The organism is Archangium sp. (assembly GCF_057119385.1).
Genome location: NZ_DBNGVP010000013.1, coordinates 1 through 15,375, shown reverse-complemented (window position 1 = coordinate 15,375; position 15,375 = coordinate 1). Strand labels below are relative to the sequence as shown.

Genomic DNA, 15,375 nt, shown 5'->3' with positions numbered 1-15,375 from the left:
GCCAACGGCTCGTCCGCCTGCTCGTCGAGCGGATCGTGGTGGAGGGAGAGGATGTCACCATCGAGCACGCCATCCCCCTCTCCGGCCGTTTTATCGGTTTGCGTCTTCACGAGGGACCGGTGGATGGTGCTGCGGATGCTGCGCTACGTGGTTCGCCAGGTGGAGCGCTGGAGACAGGAGCACCCGGAGAGCACGCGGCTACCCGTCATCATCCCGCTCGTCATGTACCACGGGCCGGATGGGGCCTGGACGGCACCGCGCCGGGTGGAGGACCTCTTCGATTTGCCGGAAGGAGAGGAGACGCAGACGCATTGGCGAGCACTGGTGCCGCGCTTCGAGTACCTGCTCGATGACTTGACGGCCGAGCGGGAGGTGGCGCTGCGAGCGCGCTCGGGTCCGCCGCTGGCCCGGCTGGCATGGCTGGTGCTGCGCTACGGACGTACCGACGAGCTGGCGCGGAAGCTGCCGGACTGGGTGGCGCTCTTCGCGCATGTGCACGCGGATGCCGAGGGGGCCGAGCATCTGGTGGTCATCATTCGTTATCTGGTGTGGGTGGGGGATGCGGCCGTCCACACAGCGGCGAGACGGGTGTTACATTCGGTGCTGGATGCGGACCGAGCGGAGGAACTGATGGGCAGCTGGGCCGAGGAGATGATCGAGCGGGGAGTCCAGAAGGGTCTGGAGAAAGGTCTGGCGAGGGGCCGGGAGGAGGGTCTGCAGCAGGGGCTGCTCCGAGGCCGTGCCGAGGCCATCCTGCGGATTCTCACCGTGCGGGGCGTGCACGCCGACGAGGAGACCCGCCAGCGCATCCTCACCTGCTCGGACATGGCCACCCTCGATCGCTGGTTCGATCGTTCCCTGAACGCCACCACCCTCTCCGACGTGCTGGACGAGCGCGTCCAGTAGACGTGTCCCCGAATGCTCCTGGAGTGACGCCGTCACCAGGGGTCGAATCCGAGCAGGTGCCAGTGGTGGAGCCACGCGGCGAATGCGGTCGCGGCCAGCGTGGCTCCAGTGAGGGACAGACGTAGGACCAGGTTCCCCGAGTGCTTCCACCAGGCGCGTGCGCTCCAGACGAGTGCTCCAGGGGTGAGCACCGCGGCCCCGAGTGCGCAGGCCATCGCGGCTCCCAGCAGCCAGGGCGTCGCGCCGTACTCCAACTCGACGTGGTGGCGCACCAGGAGCGTGAAGCCGCACAGGAACAGCAGGTGCAACAGGCCAATGGCCGCCACCAGGAGCGTGGCCGGGCTCCGGTGGAGGACGCCCGCCAACACGGCCAGCGCGAAGAGCGCGGCGCACACGGCCAGCAGCCCGTAGGTGAACGCGGACGTTTCGTACCAGGGCACCCGCTCGTAGGCCGCCATGGGATGGTTCTCGAGGAACAGGTGCGTGATGTGGCCCGCCTCGTCCTCTCGGAAGGCCACACGCTCCGGTGAGGACGGATCATCGGCCGGACGGAACAGGCGGGGCGCTTCCTCCACCCAGCGCCGGGGGGCTTGCCCGGGCTTGCGGATGAGCAGGGTGCCATCTCCACCGTCGCGGACGCGGAACTCCTGGCGCCACCCCAGCGATGCCTCCGCCGTGTGGTAGGCCCGCCACGTCGTCTGATAGGCCCCCGCGAAGCGTGCCGCCCTCCCGGCGAAGTCCCGCGGGGGCACGGGCATGTCCGAAGGTGGGGCAGGGGAGTCGTGCTCGAGCACGGCCCGCAGCAGCTCCATCCGTGCTTGCTGCGCGGCGTCCTTCTCCCCCGGACCGTTGTACGAGACGAACAGCCCCATCCCGTGCTCCGGCATCAGCACCAGCAGCGAGTGGAAGAGGTACGCGTCCCCCAGGTGCCCGATGAGCCGCTGGCCCTCGAGGTGGAACTCCATGAAGCCGTGGGCCCACCCGCTCAACCGCGGGTCATGCGTGAAGTGCTGGCGATGCATCCGCCGCACCGTCTCCTCGCGCAGGATGCGGTGGCCCTCGTGCTGTCCTCCCTGGAGGTGCGCGAGCATGAACCTCGCCAGGTCCGTGGCCGTCGTGAGCATCGAGCCACTGGAGGCCACCACCACCTGCTCCAGGGGCCGGGCCCGTGGGCTCCCCTCCTCGACGGTGTGTCCCAAGGCCATGTCGGCGGCGAGCTCCGGTGGCACCGTCCGGCGGAAGAAGGTGCGCCGCATTCCCAGCGGCTCCAGCACGTTCTCCCGGAGGTACTGCTCGAAGGGCTGGCCCGAGACCCGCTCGACGATGTGCTCGGCCAGGCTCGTTCCGTAATCGGAGTACGCCGACAGCGCTCCCGGAGGCCGCACCCGGGCTGGCATGCGCTCCCGCAGGTATTCCGCCAGCGTGCCGGGCGGTGGGCCCTCGGGCCAGAGGCGCTCGCGTACCTCGAAGCCTCCCGCATGCGCCATCAGGTGCGCGAGCGTGAGGGGCCGGGCGTCCGCCGACGGGAGCCGCACGTCGTCCAGGTACGTTTGAACATCCACGTCCAGGTCGAGCCGTCCCCGCTCGGCGAGCTGCATCACCGCCGTCCAGACGAACAGCTTGCCCAGTGAGGCCACGCGGAAGAGCGTCTGGTCCGCCACCACGGGCGTGTGTCTTCCGGCGTCCGCGTCGCCGTAACCCCGGGCCAGCACCACCCGGCCGTCCCGCACCACCGCCACCGTTGCTCCGGGAATCCGGTACGCCGCGAGCTGCCCGGTGACCACGCGTTCCACGAGTGGCTCCAGCGAGACCGTGTCGTCCCGGGACGCGCTCTCCGCCCACGCTGGCGCCGACAGGGCGAGCACCAGCACCAGCAGACTCCTGGGGACTCCAATCAGTCGGTTCGGGGTCACGGATGTGTCACGGCTTCCGCCGTCAAGGATGCTGGGGGGGGTGAGGTTTCATTCCCTCACAGAGGGTGAATACGCTGAGGCTCCTCTCCACGAAAGAGATCCTCGGTGAAACGACTGTTGTATTCCCTGACCGGCCTCGTGCTGGCGTTGGGTGGCACCCGCGTGGGTGCCAGAGACCTCCCCCCCATTGATGCCTTCGCCCAGAGCCCGGCCCGGAGTCCGGGGGCGCGGCCGCGCACCTCCGTCCAGGGCGGTGAGGTGGCGCACGAAGAGCCCCGGCTCGGTGTCCCCACCTTCGTATGGGCCGAGCGCCCTCGTGGCGCGGGAGCCCTTCGCGCCCTGTCTCCCGAGCAGGCCGCGCGGGCCCACCTCGCCGGACGCTCGGGCTTCCGCTCCGAGGCGCACCTGCCCGCGGCCGGGGCTCCGCTCCGGCGTGTGGACCGGCTGGCGGGTGGCGGCTCCATCGTGACGTTCGCCCAGGAGGTGGAGGGCACGGAGCTCTTCGGTGACTCGCTCCAGGTGCTGCTGGACGCCAACAACGACCTCGTCGCCGTGACGGGCTACCTCACCCCGGACGCGGCGCGCGGTCCCCGGCTCCACTTCCGGCTGTCGCCCCAGGAGGCCGTGGGCCAGGCGCTGGCGGACCTCACCGGCGAGCCGCTGCACGCGGGCATGCTGGTGGACTCGGGCCGGGTGTCCGGTGCCTTCCACCACTTCGACTTCGCCCCCGCGTTGCGCATGCGCGAGCAGCGGCTGAGCCGCCCGGCCCGCGTCAAGCCCGTGGCCTTCCCGCTTCCCGAGGCGCTCGTCCCCGCCTGGTACGTGGAGGTCTTCGCGGGTCCCGACGCCAGCACCGAGGCCGAGGCCTTCGCGTACGTGCTCGCCGCCGGCGATGGGCGCATCCTCTTGCGCCAGAGCCTCACCTGGCAGGATGCCTATTCCTACCGCGTATGGGCCGACGAGACGTCACCGCACCTTCCCCATGACGGTCCCCAGGGCCATGGCGGCACGCCGCACCCCACCGGACTGCCGGATGGCTACCAGCCGCCCTTCGTCGCGCCCAACCTCATCACCCTGGCCAACAGCCCCTTCAGCCGCAACGACCCCTGGCTGCCCGCGGGAGCCACCACGCTCACCGGCAACAACGTCCTGGCCTACGCGGACGTCGTCTCCCCGGATGGCTTGAGCGCCGGGGATGTCTCCGCCGCGCCCACGGGCCCCAACACCTTCGACTTCGTCTACGACGTGTCCCTGCCGCCGGATGCGAGCGCCACCCAGCGCATGGCCTCCATCACGCAGCTCTTCTTCGTCAACAACTTCTTCCATGACTGGTTCTACGACGCCGGCTTCGACGAAGCCGCCGGCAACGGCCAGACGGACAACTTCGGACGCGGCGGACTCGGCAATGACGCGCTGCTGGCCGAGGCCCAGGACTTCAGCGGCACGGACAACGCCAACATCGAGGTCCCCGCGGATGGCGCCTCGCCGCGCATGCAGATGTATGTCTTCAGTCCCAAGGGGCTGAAGAAGCTCACCGCCCACGCGCCCGCCTCGCTGGCCCGGGACTACACCGCGGGCTTCGCCACCTTCGGCCCGCGCAACCACCGCCTCACCGGGGACCTGGTGCTGGTGGATGACCTGGCCAGCTCCACCCTGCGTACCGACGCGTGCGAGACGCCCTTCGCCAACGCGGCCCAGGTGGCCGGGAAGATCGCCCTCATCGAGGACGGCAACTGCCTGTCGGACAGGAAGGTGCGCAACGCCCAGGCCAACGGGGCGGTGGGCGCCATCATCATGAACCGCTTCAGCGACAGCGCGCCGGGGTGGATCAGCGGCTCGGACGCGGCCTCCGTCACCATCCCCGCGGTGAGCATCGGCAAGACGGATGGCACGTCCTTCAAGACCGCGCTGGCGGGCGGGCAGACCGTCACCGTCACGCTGCTGCGCGAGGAGCTGGTGCGCCGCGACGGCACCCTGGACAACACCATCGTCGCGCACGAGTGGGCGCACTACCTGAGCGCGCGCCTGGTGGGCAATGGCGTCGGTCTGCGCAACCAGCAGGGCGGTGGCCTGGGCGAGGGCTGGAGCGACTTCGCCGCCCTGCTGATGCTGGTGCGCGAGGAGGACGCGCTCGTACCGTCCAACGCCGGCTTTGGCGGCACGTACGCCACGGGGAGCCATGCCTTCGGGGGTGGCAGCAACAACGGCTTCTACTTCGGCGTGCGCCGCTACCCGTACTCCACGGACTTCAGCAAGAACCCGCTCACCTTCCAGCACATCCAGAAGGGCGTGGCGCTGCCGGAGGGCATCCCCATCTTCCCCGCCGGCCCGGACAACTTCGAGGTCCACAACGTGGGCGAGGTGTGGGCCCAGATGCTGTGGGAGTGCTACGCGGCGCTGCTGCGCGACACGGGCCGCCTCACCTTCGCCGAGGCCCAGCAGCGGATGAAGGAGTACCTGGTCGCCTCGCTGAAGCTCACCCCGTCCTCCCCGACGATTCTCGAGGCGCGGGATGCGCTGCTGGCGGCGGCGCGCGCCCGGGACGACCGGGACTACCGGCTCTTCCTGCGTGCCTTCGCCCGCCGGGGCGCGGGTGCGGGCGCGGTGGGCCCCGCGCGTGACTCCGGAGACCTCGTGGGCGTGACGGAGAGCTACGAGTCCGGCGAGTCCCCCACCTTCATCGCCGTGACGCTCGATGATGGCGTCGTCTCGTGCAATGGCGATGGCATCCTCGACAACGGGGAGACGGGCCGGATGCGCGTGACGCTGAAGAACCAGGGCGTCACCGAGTTCCGCGACACCCGCGTCACCGTCACCACCTCCAGCCCGGGTGTCACCCTGGGTAGCGGGGGGGTCATCACCTTCCCGGTGCTCGCGCCGGGGGCCTCGGCCACCGGGGAGCTGAACGTCACCCTGGAGGGCCCCCTGGCCGTGCAGCGTCTGTCCTTCGTCCTCACCTACGGGGACTTCGGCCCGGACTCGGTGGGGACCCGCTCGAGGAGCTTCGAGCACCAGGCCCACTACACCTTCGCCGATGGCAGCTCGAGCACCGAGACGGTGGAGGCCCCCAACGTCCTCGCGGGCACCTGGGCGACGTCGCGCCGCACCACCTATCCCTTCACCTACAATGCCCAGCTCTGGTCTCGCGCGGAGGAGGGGCAGACGCTCCACTTCTTCCGGCTGCCGGATGCCCCGGCGCTCTCGGACATCTACCTGGTGTCGCCTCCCCTGGCGGTGTCCTCCACGCAGGACTTCGGCTTCACCTTCCGCCACCGCTACGGGTTCGACTTCAAGGACGCCAACTCCTATGACGGCGGCGTCATCGAGATCAGCACCGACGGGGGCACGTCCTGGACGGACATCGGGACGTCCATCACGCCGGGTTACGACACCACCCTGTACACCAGCAGCCTCACCGACAACCCCCTCAAGGGAAAGAAGGCCTTCGCGCGCAGGAGCGCGGGCTACCCGGCATGGATCAACGCCACGGTGAATCTCGGCAAGACGTACGCCGGGAAGACGGTGCGCATCCGCTTCCGCGTGGGCACGGACGAGTCCAATGGGACCAGCGGCAACCCGCCGGGCTGGAACGTGGATGACCTCGCGTTCACGGGCCTCACGAACACGCCCTTCAGCGCCACGGTGGCCAAGGGCGTGGTGTGCAACCGGCCGCCGCTGGCCAGCGCGGGCGCGGACCAGGTGGTGGACGAGCGCCAGCCGGTGCGGCTGGAGGGCAGTGGCACGGATCCGGATCCGGGCACCACGCTCCACTTCTCCTGGAAGCAGCTCTCGGGCCCGAGCGCGGTGCTCACGGACAGCGGCACCGCCACCCCCTCCTTCACCGCCCCCGAGGTGACGAAGGATGAGGTCCTCACCTTCGAGCTCACCGTCAGCGATGGGGCGCTGTCCTCCTCGGATACCGTGGAGGTGAAGGTGCTGCAGAAGAACCGGACTCCCGTGCTCACGCCACTGCCCGGCATGGACGTGGACGAGGGCAGCCCCGTGACGCTCTCCGTGTCCGCCGTGGATCCGGATGGGGACGAGGTGTCCTACGCGTGGACGAAGAAGAGCGGGCCGGACGTGGTGCTCTCGGGCGTGGAGACCGGCACGCTCTCCTTCACCGCGCCCGAGGTTCCGGCGGATGCCACCCTCCTCTTCGAGGTGGTGGCCACCGATGGTCTCGACGCCAGCGCGCCCCTCGAGGTGAACGTCGGCGTGCGTCAGGTGAACAAGCCGCCCGTGGCCCGGGCGGGTGAGGACCATACCGTCACCGCTGGCGGGACGGTGTCCCTGGAGGCCTCGGCCTCCTCGGACCCGGACGGGGACTCGTTGCGCTTCGCCTGGAGCCAGGTGCATGGCCCCGCCGTGGAGCTCCTCGAGGCCACGAGCGACAGAATCTCCTTCACCGCTCCCGCCATCCTGGAGCCGGCCACCCTCACGTTCCGCGTGCGGGTGACCGATCCTGGCGCTCTCTTCGCCGAGGACGAGGTGTCCGTGACGGTGAACCCCGCTCCCGTCCCCGACGCGGGCACGGATGGCCCCGACGCGGGCACGGGCGGCCCCGACGCGGGCAGCGGCGAGACGCCTCCGGATGCGGGTACGGGCCCCGGTGGCGGCCAGGTTGACGCGGGGGGCTGCGGCTGCTCGTCGGGCAGCTCCTCCGGCACGGCCTCGCTGTTGCCGATGATGCTGTTCGCGCTCGGCCTCGTCAGCCGGCGCCGCCGGGTGTAGCCCGGCTTCGTGACACGGTCCGGGAGCCACCGCGCGCTCCCTGTTGGCTCCCGGACCCATCACCCGCACCTTCCGTACCGGAATCATGGCCCCGGAAGCTCCAGGCCGCTAACAAGGGCCGCCGTACCCACGAAGGAGGGACGTCATGGAGCAGAGGGCACTCGGAAAGCAGGGGCTGAAGGTGTCCGCCCTGGGCCTGGGCTGCATGGGAATGAGCGACTTCTACGGCTCGACCGACGAGAAGGAGTCCATCTCCGTCATCCACCGGGCGCTGGAACTCGGGGTGAACTTCTTCGACACGGCCGACATGTACGGGCCGTTCACCAACGAGAAGCTGCTGGGCAAGGCCATCGCCGGCAAGCGCGACCAGGTCATCGTCGCCACCAAGTTCGGCAACGTGCGCGCCGAGGATGGCTCCTTCCTCGGCATCAGCGGCAAGCCCGACTACGTGCTCAAGGCCTGTGACGCCTCCCTCAAGCGCCTGGGCATCGACCACATCGACCTCTACTACCAGCACCGCGTGGACACCACCGTGCCCATCGAGGACACCGTGGGCGCCATGGCCCAGCTGGTGAAGCAGGGCAAGGTCCGCTACCTCGGCCTGTCCGAGGCCGCGCCCGACACCATCCGCCGCGCCCACGCGGTGCACCCCATCTCCGCGCTCCAGACGGAGTACTCGCTCTGGAGCCGGGACCCCGAGGACGAGGTGCTCCCCACGGTGCGCGAGCTGGGCATCGGCTTCGTCCCCTACAGCCCGCTGGGCCGTGGCTTCCTCACCGGCCGCTACCGCCGCATCGAGGACCTCGAGCCCAACGACTGGCGCCGCAACAACCCGCGCTTCCAGGGAGAGAACTTCGCGAAGAACCTCCAGCTCGTGGACAAGATCAACGGCCTGGCCGCGCGCAAGAAGGTGAAGGCCTCCCAGCTCGCGCTCGCGTGGGTGCTGGCCCAGGGCAAGGACATCGCCCCCATCCCCGGCACCAAGCACGTGAAGTACCTCGAGGAGAACATCGCCGCGGCGGACATCCGGCTCTCCCCCGAGGAGCTGCGGGAGATCGACACCATCGCCCCCAAGGGCGTGGCGGCCGGCACCCGCTACCCCGAGGCCGGCATGAAGTCGGTCCACCGCTGAGCCGGGGCTGAAGGCCGCCGGGGTGGGCAGACCCTCACCCTGACCCTCTCCCAGCGGGAGAGGGGACGCCTCGTGGGGGAGGTCAGGGCCTCGGGACCGGTGGGGGCGTCGGGGCCCGCCGCGGCAGCCGCACCGTGAAGCGCGTGCCCTCGCCCTCGCGCGAGCTCACCGTGATGCCTCCACCGTGCGCCAGCACCAGCTGCCGGGTGATGTAGAGCCCCAGCCCCACGCTGCCCGCTCCACTGCCCGCGTGGCGGCCCCGGCGGAACGGCTCGAAGAGATCCGGCAGGATGGCCCCCTCGATGGCCGCGCCCTCGTTGTGCACCTCGAGGAAGACCTCTCCGGCCTCGCCCCGGCAGCGCACCCAGACCGCCGTGTCCGGAGGGCTGTGCTGGAGCGCGTTGCCCACCAGGTTGCCGAGCACCTGCGCGAGCCGGTCTTCATCCCACTCGCCCTTGCCATCCCCCTCCAGCTTCAACTCCAGCTGCCGCTCCGGATGGCTGGCGGCCAGCTCCTCCACCACGCCGCGCGCCAGCTCGAAGAGGTCCATCTGCTTGCGCTCCACCGGGATGCCGCCGCCCAGCCGCGCCTGGCTGAAGTCCAGCAGGTCGCGAATGAGGCGCGTGGAGCGGTCCGACGCGGAGATGATGCGGGTGAGGCTCTTGCTCTGCCGCTCGTCCAGCCCCTCGCGCGCCAGCAGCACCGAGGCGGAGATGCGGATGACGCTCAGCGGGTTGCGCAGGTCGTGGCTGACGATGCCGAGAATCTGCCGCTCGAAATCGGCGAGCTGGCGCGCCTCGGCCTCCTGCTGCTTCTGCATGGTGATGTCCACGTAGGCGCCCGTCATGTAGAGGGGGCGCCCGTTCGCGTCCACGAAGGTCTTCCCCTTGCCGCTCAGCCAGTGCACGTGCCCATCGGGCCACACCACGCGGAAGTCCATCTCGAAGTCCGCGCCCTCGCGCGCGCAGGCCTCGTTGCGCCGTGCCGCCTCGGCCCGGTCCTCCGGGTGCACCAGCGCCAGGCAGTCCTCCATCGTCTGCACCGTGCGCCCCGGCGGCAGGCCGAAGAGTTGATCCAGGTTCTCGTCCCACTCCAGCGCGTTGGTGCGGATGTCCCAGCGGAACGTGCCCGTGCCGCCCGCCCACAGCGCCGCGCGCAGCCGCTCGTCGCGCTCCTGCAGCGTGGCCTCCATCCGCTCGCGCTCCGCCAGCAAGTCCCGCAGCTGGGCCTCGCTCGCCTCCGCCTGGGCGCGCGCCTGCTGCGCGGCTTCATAGAGGCGGGCCCGCTCCAGCGCCTGCGCTCCCTGCCGCGCCAGCGCGAGGAGGAACTCCTGCTCGTCGGCGGACAGGGTGCGCGGCCCCGCGTAGTTCACCACCAGGGCGCCCATCACCCCCCGGCTGCCGCGCAGGGGCATCACCGCCGCGGCCTCGTAGGGAAGATCCAACCGCGCCACCGAGGGGTAGCGCCGGTCCCGCTCCTCGCGGTTGGCGAAGGTGACGAGCTTGTCGTTGCGCACCGCCTCCGTCACCGCCAGGGGCGCGTCGAGCGCAATGCGCTCCAGGTTGCGCGTCAGGTGCCGGACGTTCTCGGTGGCGTTCGCCAGCTCGAGCGTCTGGCCCTCCTCGCTCATCAGGCACACCGCGCCCGAGTGGGCCTCCAGCGCCGCCACGCCCTGGGTGAGGATGATGTCCACCACCTGCCGGGGCGTGAGGGCCTCGGAGAGCGCGGCGGTGACGGCCTGCAGGCGCGAGATGCGCTCCTGGGCCCGGCGCTGGTCGTCGATGTCGGCGTTGGTGCCGAACCAGCGGATGACGCGGCCGCGCGCGTCCCGCATGGGCAGGGCCCGGATGAGGTGCCAGCGCCACGTGCCACTGGACTGCCAGAGCCGGGCCTCCACCTCGTAGGGCTCCCCGGTGCGCAGGCACTGCTGCCAGCGCTCCATCACCCGGGGGAGATCCTCCGGGTGCACGGCCTTGGGCCACTGCGAGGGATCTCCCAGCGGAAGGCCGTTGGTCTCGTAGCCGCGGCGGCTGATGTAGTCCAGCACGCCATCCGGGCGGCTCGTCCAGATGGTGTGCGGCAGCACCTCGGCGAGCGTGCGGTACTGCTGCTGCACCTCGTGCAGGCGCAGCGTCTGGCGCAGCAGGTGCGCGAGGCGCTCCGGGGTGAGCGCCGACTTGGCGAGGTAGTCCGTGGCGCCGGCCTTCATCAGCTCCACGGCGATGTGCTCATCCCCCTGCCCGGTGAGCATGATGATGGGCGTCTCCACCAGCGCGGCGCGGGCCTTGCGCAGCACCTCCAGCCCGTCCTGGCCCGGCATCTGGAAGTCCATCAGGGCGCAGTCGAAGGTCTGCTCCAGCAGGGCGGTGAGCGCGGCCGTGCCATTGGCCACCTCGACGAGCTGCGCCTCGAGCCCCGCCTTGAGCAGGGCGCGCCGCACCGCGAGCCGGTCCACCTCGTCGTCGTCCGCGACCAGCAGCCGCAGCGGTTGCTCCTCCATGCGCTCCTCGGCCCTCACGGCAGCTCCACCCGGGACCAGTATGCGTTGAGTGCGGCCATCAACTCCACGAAGGCCGGCGAGGCCACGGGCTTGACGAGGTAGCCCGCTACGTTGTGCGCGTAGCTTTGCAGCCTGTCTCTCTCGTCGTTGGAGGTGGTGAGCACCACCACGGGGGTGGCGCTCAGCTCGGGGTCGGCGCGCAGGGCGCGCAGGAACTCGAGGCCATTCATCCGCGGCATGTTGAGGTCCAGCAGGATGAGGCGGTTGGTGGATGGCACGGTGCCGTTGCGCAGCAGCTCCAGCGCCTGACGCCCGTCGCCAGCGACGTACAGGGTGTTGTGGATGTTGCTCTTCTTGAAGGCGCGCTGGACGTTCATGACGTCCACCGCGTCGTCATCCACCAGCAGGATGTTCAGCGTCTTCACGGTACGCTCTCAGCGCCCCTCGTCAGGGGTGTGCTTGGGCCAGGTGAAACGGAAGGTAGCCCCCTGGCCAGGGGAGGACTCCAGCCAGGCACGCCCCCCGCGTGCCTCCACGCTCTTCTTCACCACCGACAGACCGATGCCGGTGCTCTCCACTTCATCACGGGCGCGCAGCGTCTGGAAGATGCCCCAGATGCGTTCATGGTACTCGGGTGCGATGCCCGGGCCATTGTCGGCCACGGAGAACTCCCAGAAGGCGTCCAACTGCCGGGCGTCCACCCGCACCCGCGTGTCGGACGACTGAGCGTGCTTGAAGGCGTTGCCGAGCAGGTTGAGGAACACCTGCTGCAGGGGCACCCGCTCGGTGCGCAGGGTGGGCATGCCGGGGGCCAGCTCCACGTGCGTGCCGGCGGGGGGGGCGAGCAGCTCCACGCACTCGGTGAGCAGCTTGCCCACGTCCACCGGCTCCGGCCGGCCCCGCACCCGGCCCGCGCGGCTGTAGTCGAGGATGCCGTTGATGAGCGCCTCCATGCGCTCCACGCGCCCGCGCAGCAGCCGCATCTGCTCGCGCGTCTCGTCCGTCATCACGGCCCGCAGGTCGTCCTCTATCCACTGCGACAGGTTGGCGATGCCGCGCAGCGGGGCCTTCAGGTCATGGCTGGCCACGTAGGCGAACTGATCCAACTCCTTGTTGCTGCGCTCCAGGGCGGCGATGAGGCGCTCGCGCTCGGCCTCGGCGCGCTTGCGCTCGGTGATGTCCAGCACCACGGTGGCCACGCCCAGCGTGGTGCCCTCGGCCGAGCGCACGGGCGCATAGCGCGCCAGCCAGGCCCGCTCCTCGCCGGAGGGCAGCCGGGTGGCGGACTCCACCGTCTGCGTCTCGCCCGTCTCCAGCGCGCGCCGCAGCGACTTCACCACGATGTCCACGCCGGGGCCCTGCGTGGAGAGCACCTCGGGCATGGTGTGTCCCAGGTGGTCCGCGGCGGGCTTGCGGTTGATGTCCTGCAGGGTGCGGTTGACGCGCACGAAGCACAGCGTCCGGTCGAAGAGCGCGATGCCGGCGGGGGCCGCGTCGAGCAGCGTGTCCAGCATGGCGCGGGCCTGCTCGGCGAGGTACTGCTCGTGCTGGGCCCGGCGCATGGCGTCCTGGCTCTCGCGGTACAGGCGTGCGTTGTCCAGCGCGAGCGCGGCGCGGCGCGCGAACTCCTCGGCCAGCGACAGGTCCGCGGCGGAGAAGCTCCGGACGCTCCCGGCCTGCACCAGCGTGATGCTGCCCAGCGTCCGCCCGTGCACCACCAACGGCACGATGATGGAGGAGCGCATGCCCAGCTCCCGCAGCAGCCGCAGGCCGTGCGCGTCGCGCGCGAGCTGGGAATGCATCGCGTCCGGGATGACCTCCAGCAGCTCCGGCTCGCCGGTGCGCAGCACGTAGCCGAGCCCGTGGGTGGCATGGTGCAGGTCCGCGGGCTCGCGGCGCGCCAGCTCCCAGATGAGCGGCTCCTTGAGGCTGTCGGTGTGCGTCACCGCGACGCGCTCGACCGTCTCGTCCTGCCGCACCAGGTCCACCGTGCACCAGTCCGCCAGGCGCGGGACGATCATCCGCGTGAGGTTGCGCAGCGTCTCCTCGGGATCCAGCGTGAGGGCGAGCAGGGCGCTGGCCTCGGCGAGGAAGCCGTGCACGTCGGCGGTGCGCTTCTGGTCGTCGATGTCCGTGCAGGTGCCGAACCAGCGGACGATGCGGCCCTGGGCGTCATGGACCGGGATGGCGCGGCCGAGGAACCAGCGCCAGACGCCGTCCAGCCGGCGGCAGCGGTATTCGATCTCGAAGGGCTCCCCGGTGAGCAGGCTGTGGCGCCAGCGCTTCTCGGCCTCGGCCATGTCCTCGGGGTGGAAGGCCTGCTTCCACCCATTGCCCCGCGACTCCTCGGGGTCCAGGCCGGTGTACTCGTACCAGCGGCGGTTGAGGTAGTCCTGGACGCCGTCGGGCCGGGACGTCCAGACGATTTGAGGCAGGGCCTCGGCCAGCATGCGGAATTGCTCGCGCTCGGTGTCGAGCCGCTGCTCGGCTCCCGCGACCCCGAAGACGGAGTGCAGGGAGTCGTAGGCGGTGAGATCTCCGTCGGACTGGCGGGACACGTCGAGCGGCCCTCCGCGGGGCAAAATGGAGATGGAACCTGCCGAGCAGCCCACCCGTCTCTTACTGCGTCCCGGCGACCTCATGTCCGGCCCGGCGGACTGGCTGTCGTCCGCGCAACAGGTCGTGCAGGTCCTCACATTTCCACGAGGCACACTCAGCGTGCGGGGGCTCGCCCGGCCGCCTGGTTCACGGGCGTTCCGGTGCCGGGACGAGGGGGAGGGTGAGCTCGAAGGTGGTGGCGCCCGGCAGAGCGACGAGCCGCAGGTCTCCCCCGTGGGCGCGGGCGATTTTGCGGGACAGGGGCAGGCCCAGGCCGGTGCCCTTTTCGCGCGTGGTGAAGAAGGGCTCGAAGATGCGCTCGCGTTCGGTTTCGGGCACACCGGGCCCCGAGTCCTCGACGCGGATGGTGTAGCCGAGGCCCTCGCCGCGGCCCGTGACGCGCACCTTGCCGCCGGGGGGCGAGGCCTGCACCGCGTTCTTCACCATGTTCACCAGCGCGGCCGTGAGGAGGCTGCCGTCCGCCTCGAGCACGGCGGGCTCGGCCACCACCTCCACCGTCACCTCGCGGGCCGCCGCGTCCGCCGCGAGCAGGATGCTGGCCTCGGTGAGCAGGTCCGGCGCGGCCACGGGCGAGCGCGACAGCGGCTGCTCCCGGGCGAAGGCGAGGAAGTCCTCGACGATGCGCTGGAGGTACTCCACCTCGTGCTGGATGCGCGCCACGTGCTCGGCGGCCTCCTCGTGGGCGCCGGCCTTCAGGTCCTCCGCGAGGATGCCCGAGAAGAGGGAGATGCCACCGAGCGGGTTGCGCACCTCGTGGGCCACGCCCGCCAGCATCAGCTTGAGCTGCCGGTCACGGCTCTCCAGGGCGCCGCGCATGACCTCGAGCTCGCGCGCCAGCACGCCGATCTCCCGCGTGGGCTCGGGAGGCACGGGCGTCGTCAGGTCACCCCGGCCGATGCGCAGCGCCGAGGCCATGAGCCGGTGGAGTGGCCGCGCCAGGCCGCGCGCGGTGAGGATGGCGACGAGGCCGAGGACCGCGAGGGCCACGCCGCTCGCCGCCGCGAAGCTCCGGGACAGGCGGGCGAGGGGGCCGAAGAAGGCGGCGCTGCCCTCCACGGCGACGGCGCCCACGACCTGGCCCTCACGGCGCACCGGGGCGTAGCCCGTCTTGTAGAGGCGGCCATCCGAGCCTCGGAAGAGCACCTGGCTGGCGGCGCGCTCACCGGAGAAGACGCGGGACAGCTCGAGCCTGTCGCGCGCGAGCTCGGGGACCTCGGTGCCCACGGGGAGCTCGCCGCCCACGTCCGCGCGGACGCGGCCCTGCGTGTCCACGACGTACAGGCGCCGCACGCCGCTGGAGTCACGGACCTCGGTGAGCAGGCGCACGAGGTTGCGCCACGTGCGCGTGCCGGTGGTGTCGTCACCGGGCTCGATGGTGAGCATGCGCTCGCCGCTCACCTGGCTCGCCGTGGCGGCGGCGATGGCGGAGAGGCTCGAGCCCAGCTCGTCTTCGAGGATGGAGCGGGCCAGCGCGTAGACGGCCGTCCCCGTGAGCGCGAGGAAGAGCAGCGTGGGCAGCAGGAAGGCCACGAGCAGGCGCGCCGAGAGCGAGCCCAGCGCGTCCTTCGAGCGGG

Annotated in this window: 8 protein-coding genes; 3 read left to right on the top strand and 5 right to left on the bottom strand. The window is 70.9% G+C overall.

Translation table 11 applies throughout. The features are described from left to right. Positions 1 to 123 precede the first annotated feature (123 nt). Positions 124 to 906 (top strand): Rpn family recombination-promoting nuclease/putative transposase, encoded by a 783-nt coding sequence (locus tag AC16DP_RS03390; protein ID WP_483956624.1) that lies wholly within the window; start codon positions 124 to 126, stop codon positions 904 to 906. Between the two features lie 32 nt (positions 907 to 938). Here the strand turns inward: AC16DP_RS03390 and AC16DP_RS03385 are convergent, their stop codons facing one another. Continuing rightward, positions 939 to 2,819: a serine hydrolase domain-containing protein gene (locus AC16DP_RS03385; RefSeq protein WP_329734665.1), complete on the bottom strand. Its 1,881-nt coding sequence runs from the start codon at positions 2,817 to 2,819 to the stop codon at positions 939 to 941. A 105-nt stretch (positions 2,820 to 2,924) separates the two neighbouring features. On the opposite strand from AC16DP_RS03385, the gene AC16DP_RS03380 reads away from it, so the two are divergent. Continuing rightward, positions 2,925 to 7,550 (top strand): myxosortase-dependent M36 family metallopeptidase, encoded by a 4,626-nt coding sequence (locus tag AC16DP_RS03380; RefSeq protein ID WP_329734664.1) that lies wholly within the window; start codon positions 2,925 to 2,927, stop codon positions 7,548 to 7,550. Between the two features lie 145 nt (positions 7,551 to 7,695). Further along, on the top strand, positions 7,696 to 8,682 hold the full coding sequence (locus AC16DP_RS03375) for an aldo/keto reductase (protein ID WP_329734663.1): 987 nt from the start codon (positions 7,696 to 7,698) through the stop codon (positions 8,680 to 8,682). An 82-nt stretch (positions 8,683 to 8,764) separates the two neighbouring features. On the opposite strand, the gene AC16DP_RS03370 is transcribed toward AC16DP_RS03375, so the two are convergent. The 4 genes from AC16DP_RS03370 to AC16DP_RS03355 form a co-directional block, all read right to left on the bottom strand. Continuing rightward, complete coding sequence (locus tag AC16DP_RS03370; protein ID WP_329734662.1) at positions 8,765 to 11,200, bottom strand: PAS domain-containing protein; 2,436 nt, start codon at positions 11,198 to 11,200, stop codon at positions 8,765 to 8,767. Beyond that, positions 11,197 to 11,607 carry a response regulator gene (locus AC16DP_RS03365; protein ID WP_329734661.1) on the bottom strand — a complete coding sequence of 137 codons (411 nt, stop codon included), beginning with the start codon at positions 11,605 to 11,607 and terminating at the stop codon, positions 11,197 to 11,199. The genes AC16DP_RS03370 and AC16DP_RS03365 overlap by 4 nt, the downstream gene beginning before the upstream one ends. Before the next feature lie 9 nt (positions 11,608 to 11,616). Continuing rightward, positions 11,617 to 13,740 carry a PAS domain-containing sensor histidine kinase gene (locus tag AC16DP_RS03360; RefSeq protein WP_329734660.1) on the bottom strand — a complete coding sequence of 708 codons (2,124 nt, stop codon included), beginning with the start codon at positions 13,738 to 13,740 and terminating at the stop codon, positions 11,617 to 11,619. 187 nt (positions 13,741 to 13,927) lie between these two features. Beyond that, on the bottom strand, positions 13,928 to 15,375 hold a 1,448-nt coding region (locus AC16DP_RS03355; protein WP_483956623.1), incomplete at its 5' end, for a sensor histidine kinase.

Coding starts and splice junctions, on each gene's coding strand:
- AC16DP_RS03390 (WP_483956624.1), top strand. CDS start 124: ATGGTGCTGCGGATGCTGCGCTACGTGGTTCGCCAGGTGGAGCGCTGG.
- AC16DP_RS03375 (WP_329734663.1), top strand. CDS start 7,696: ATGGAGCAGAGGGCACTCGGAAAGCAGGGGCTGAAGGTGTCCGCCCTG.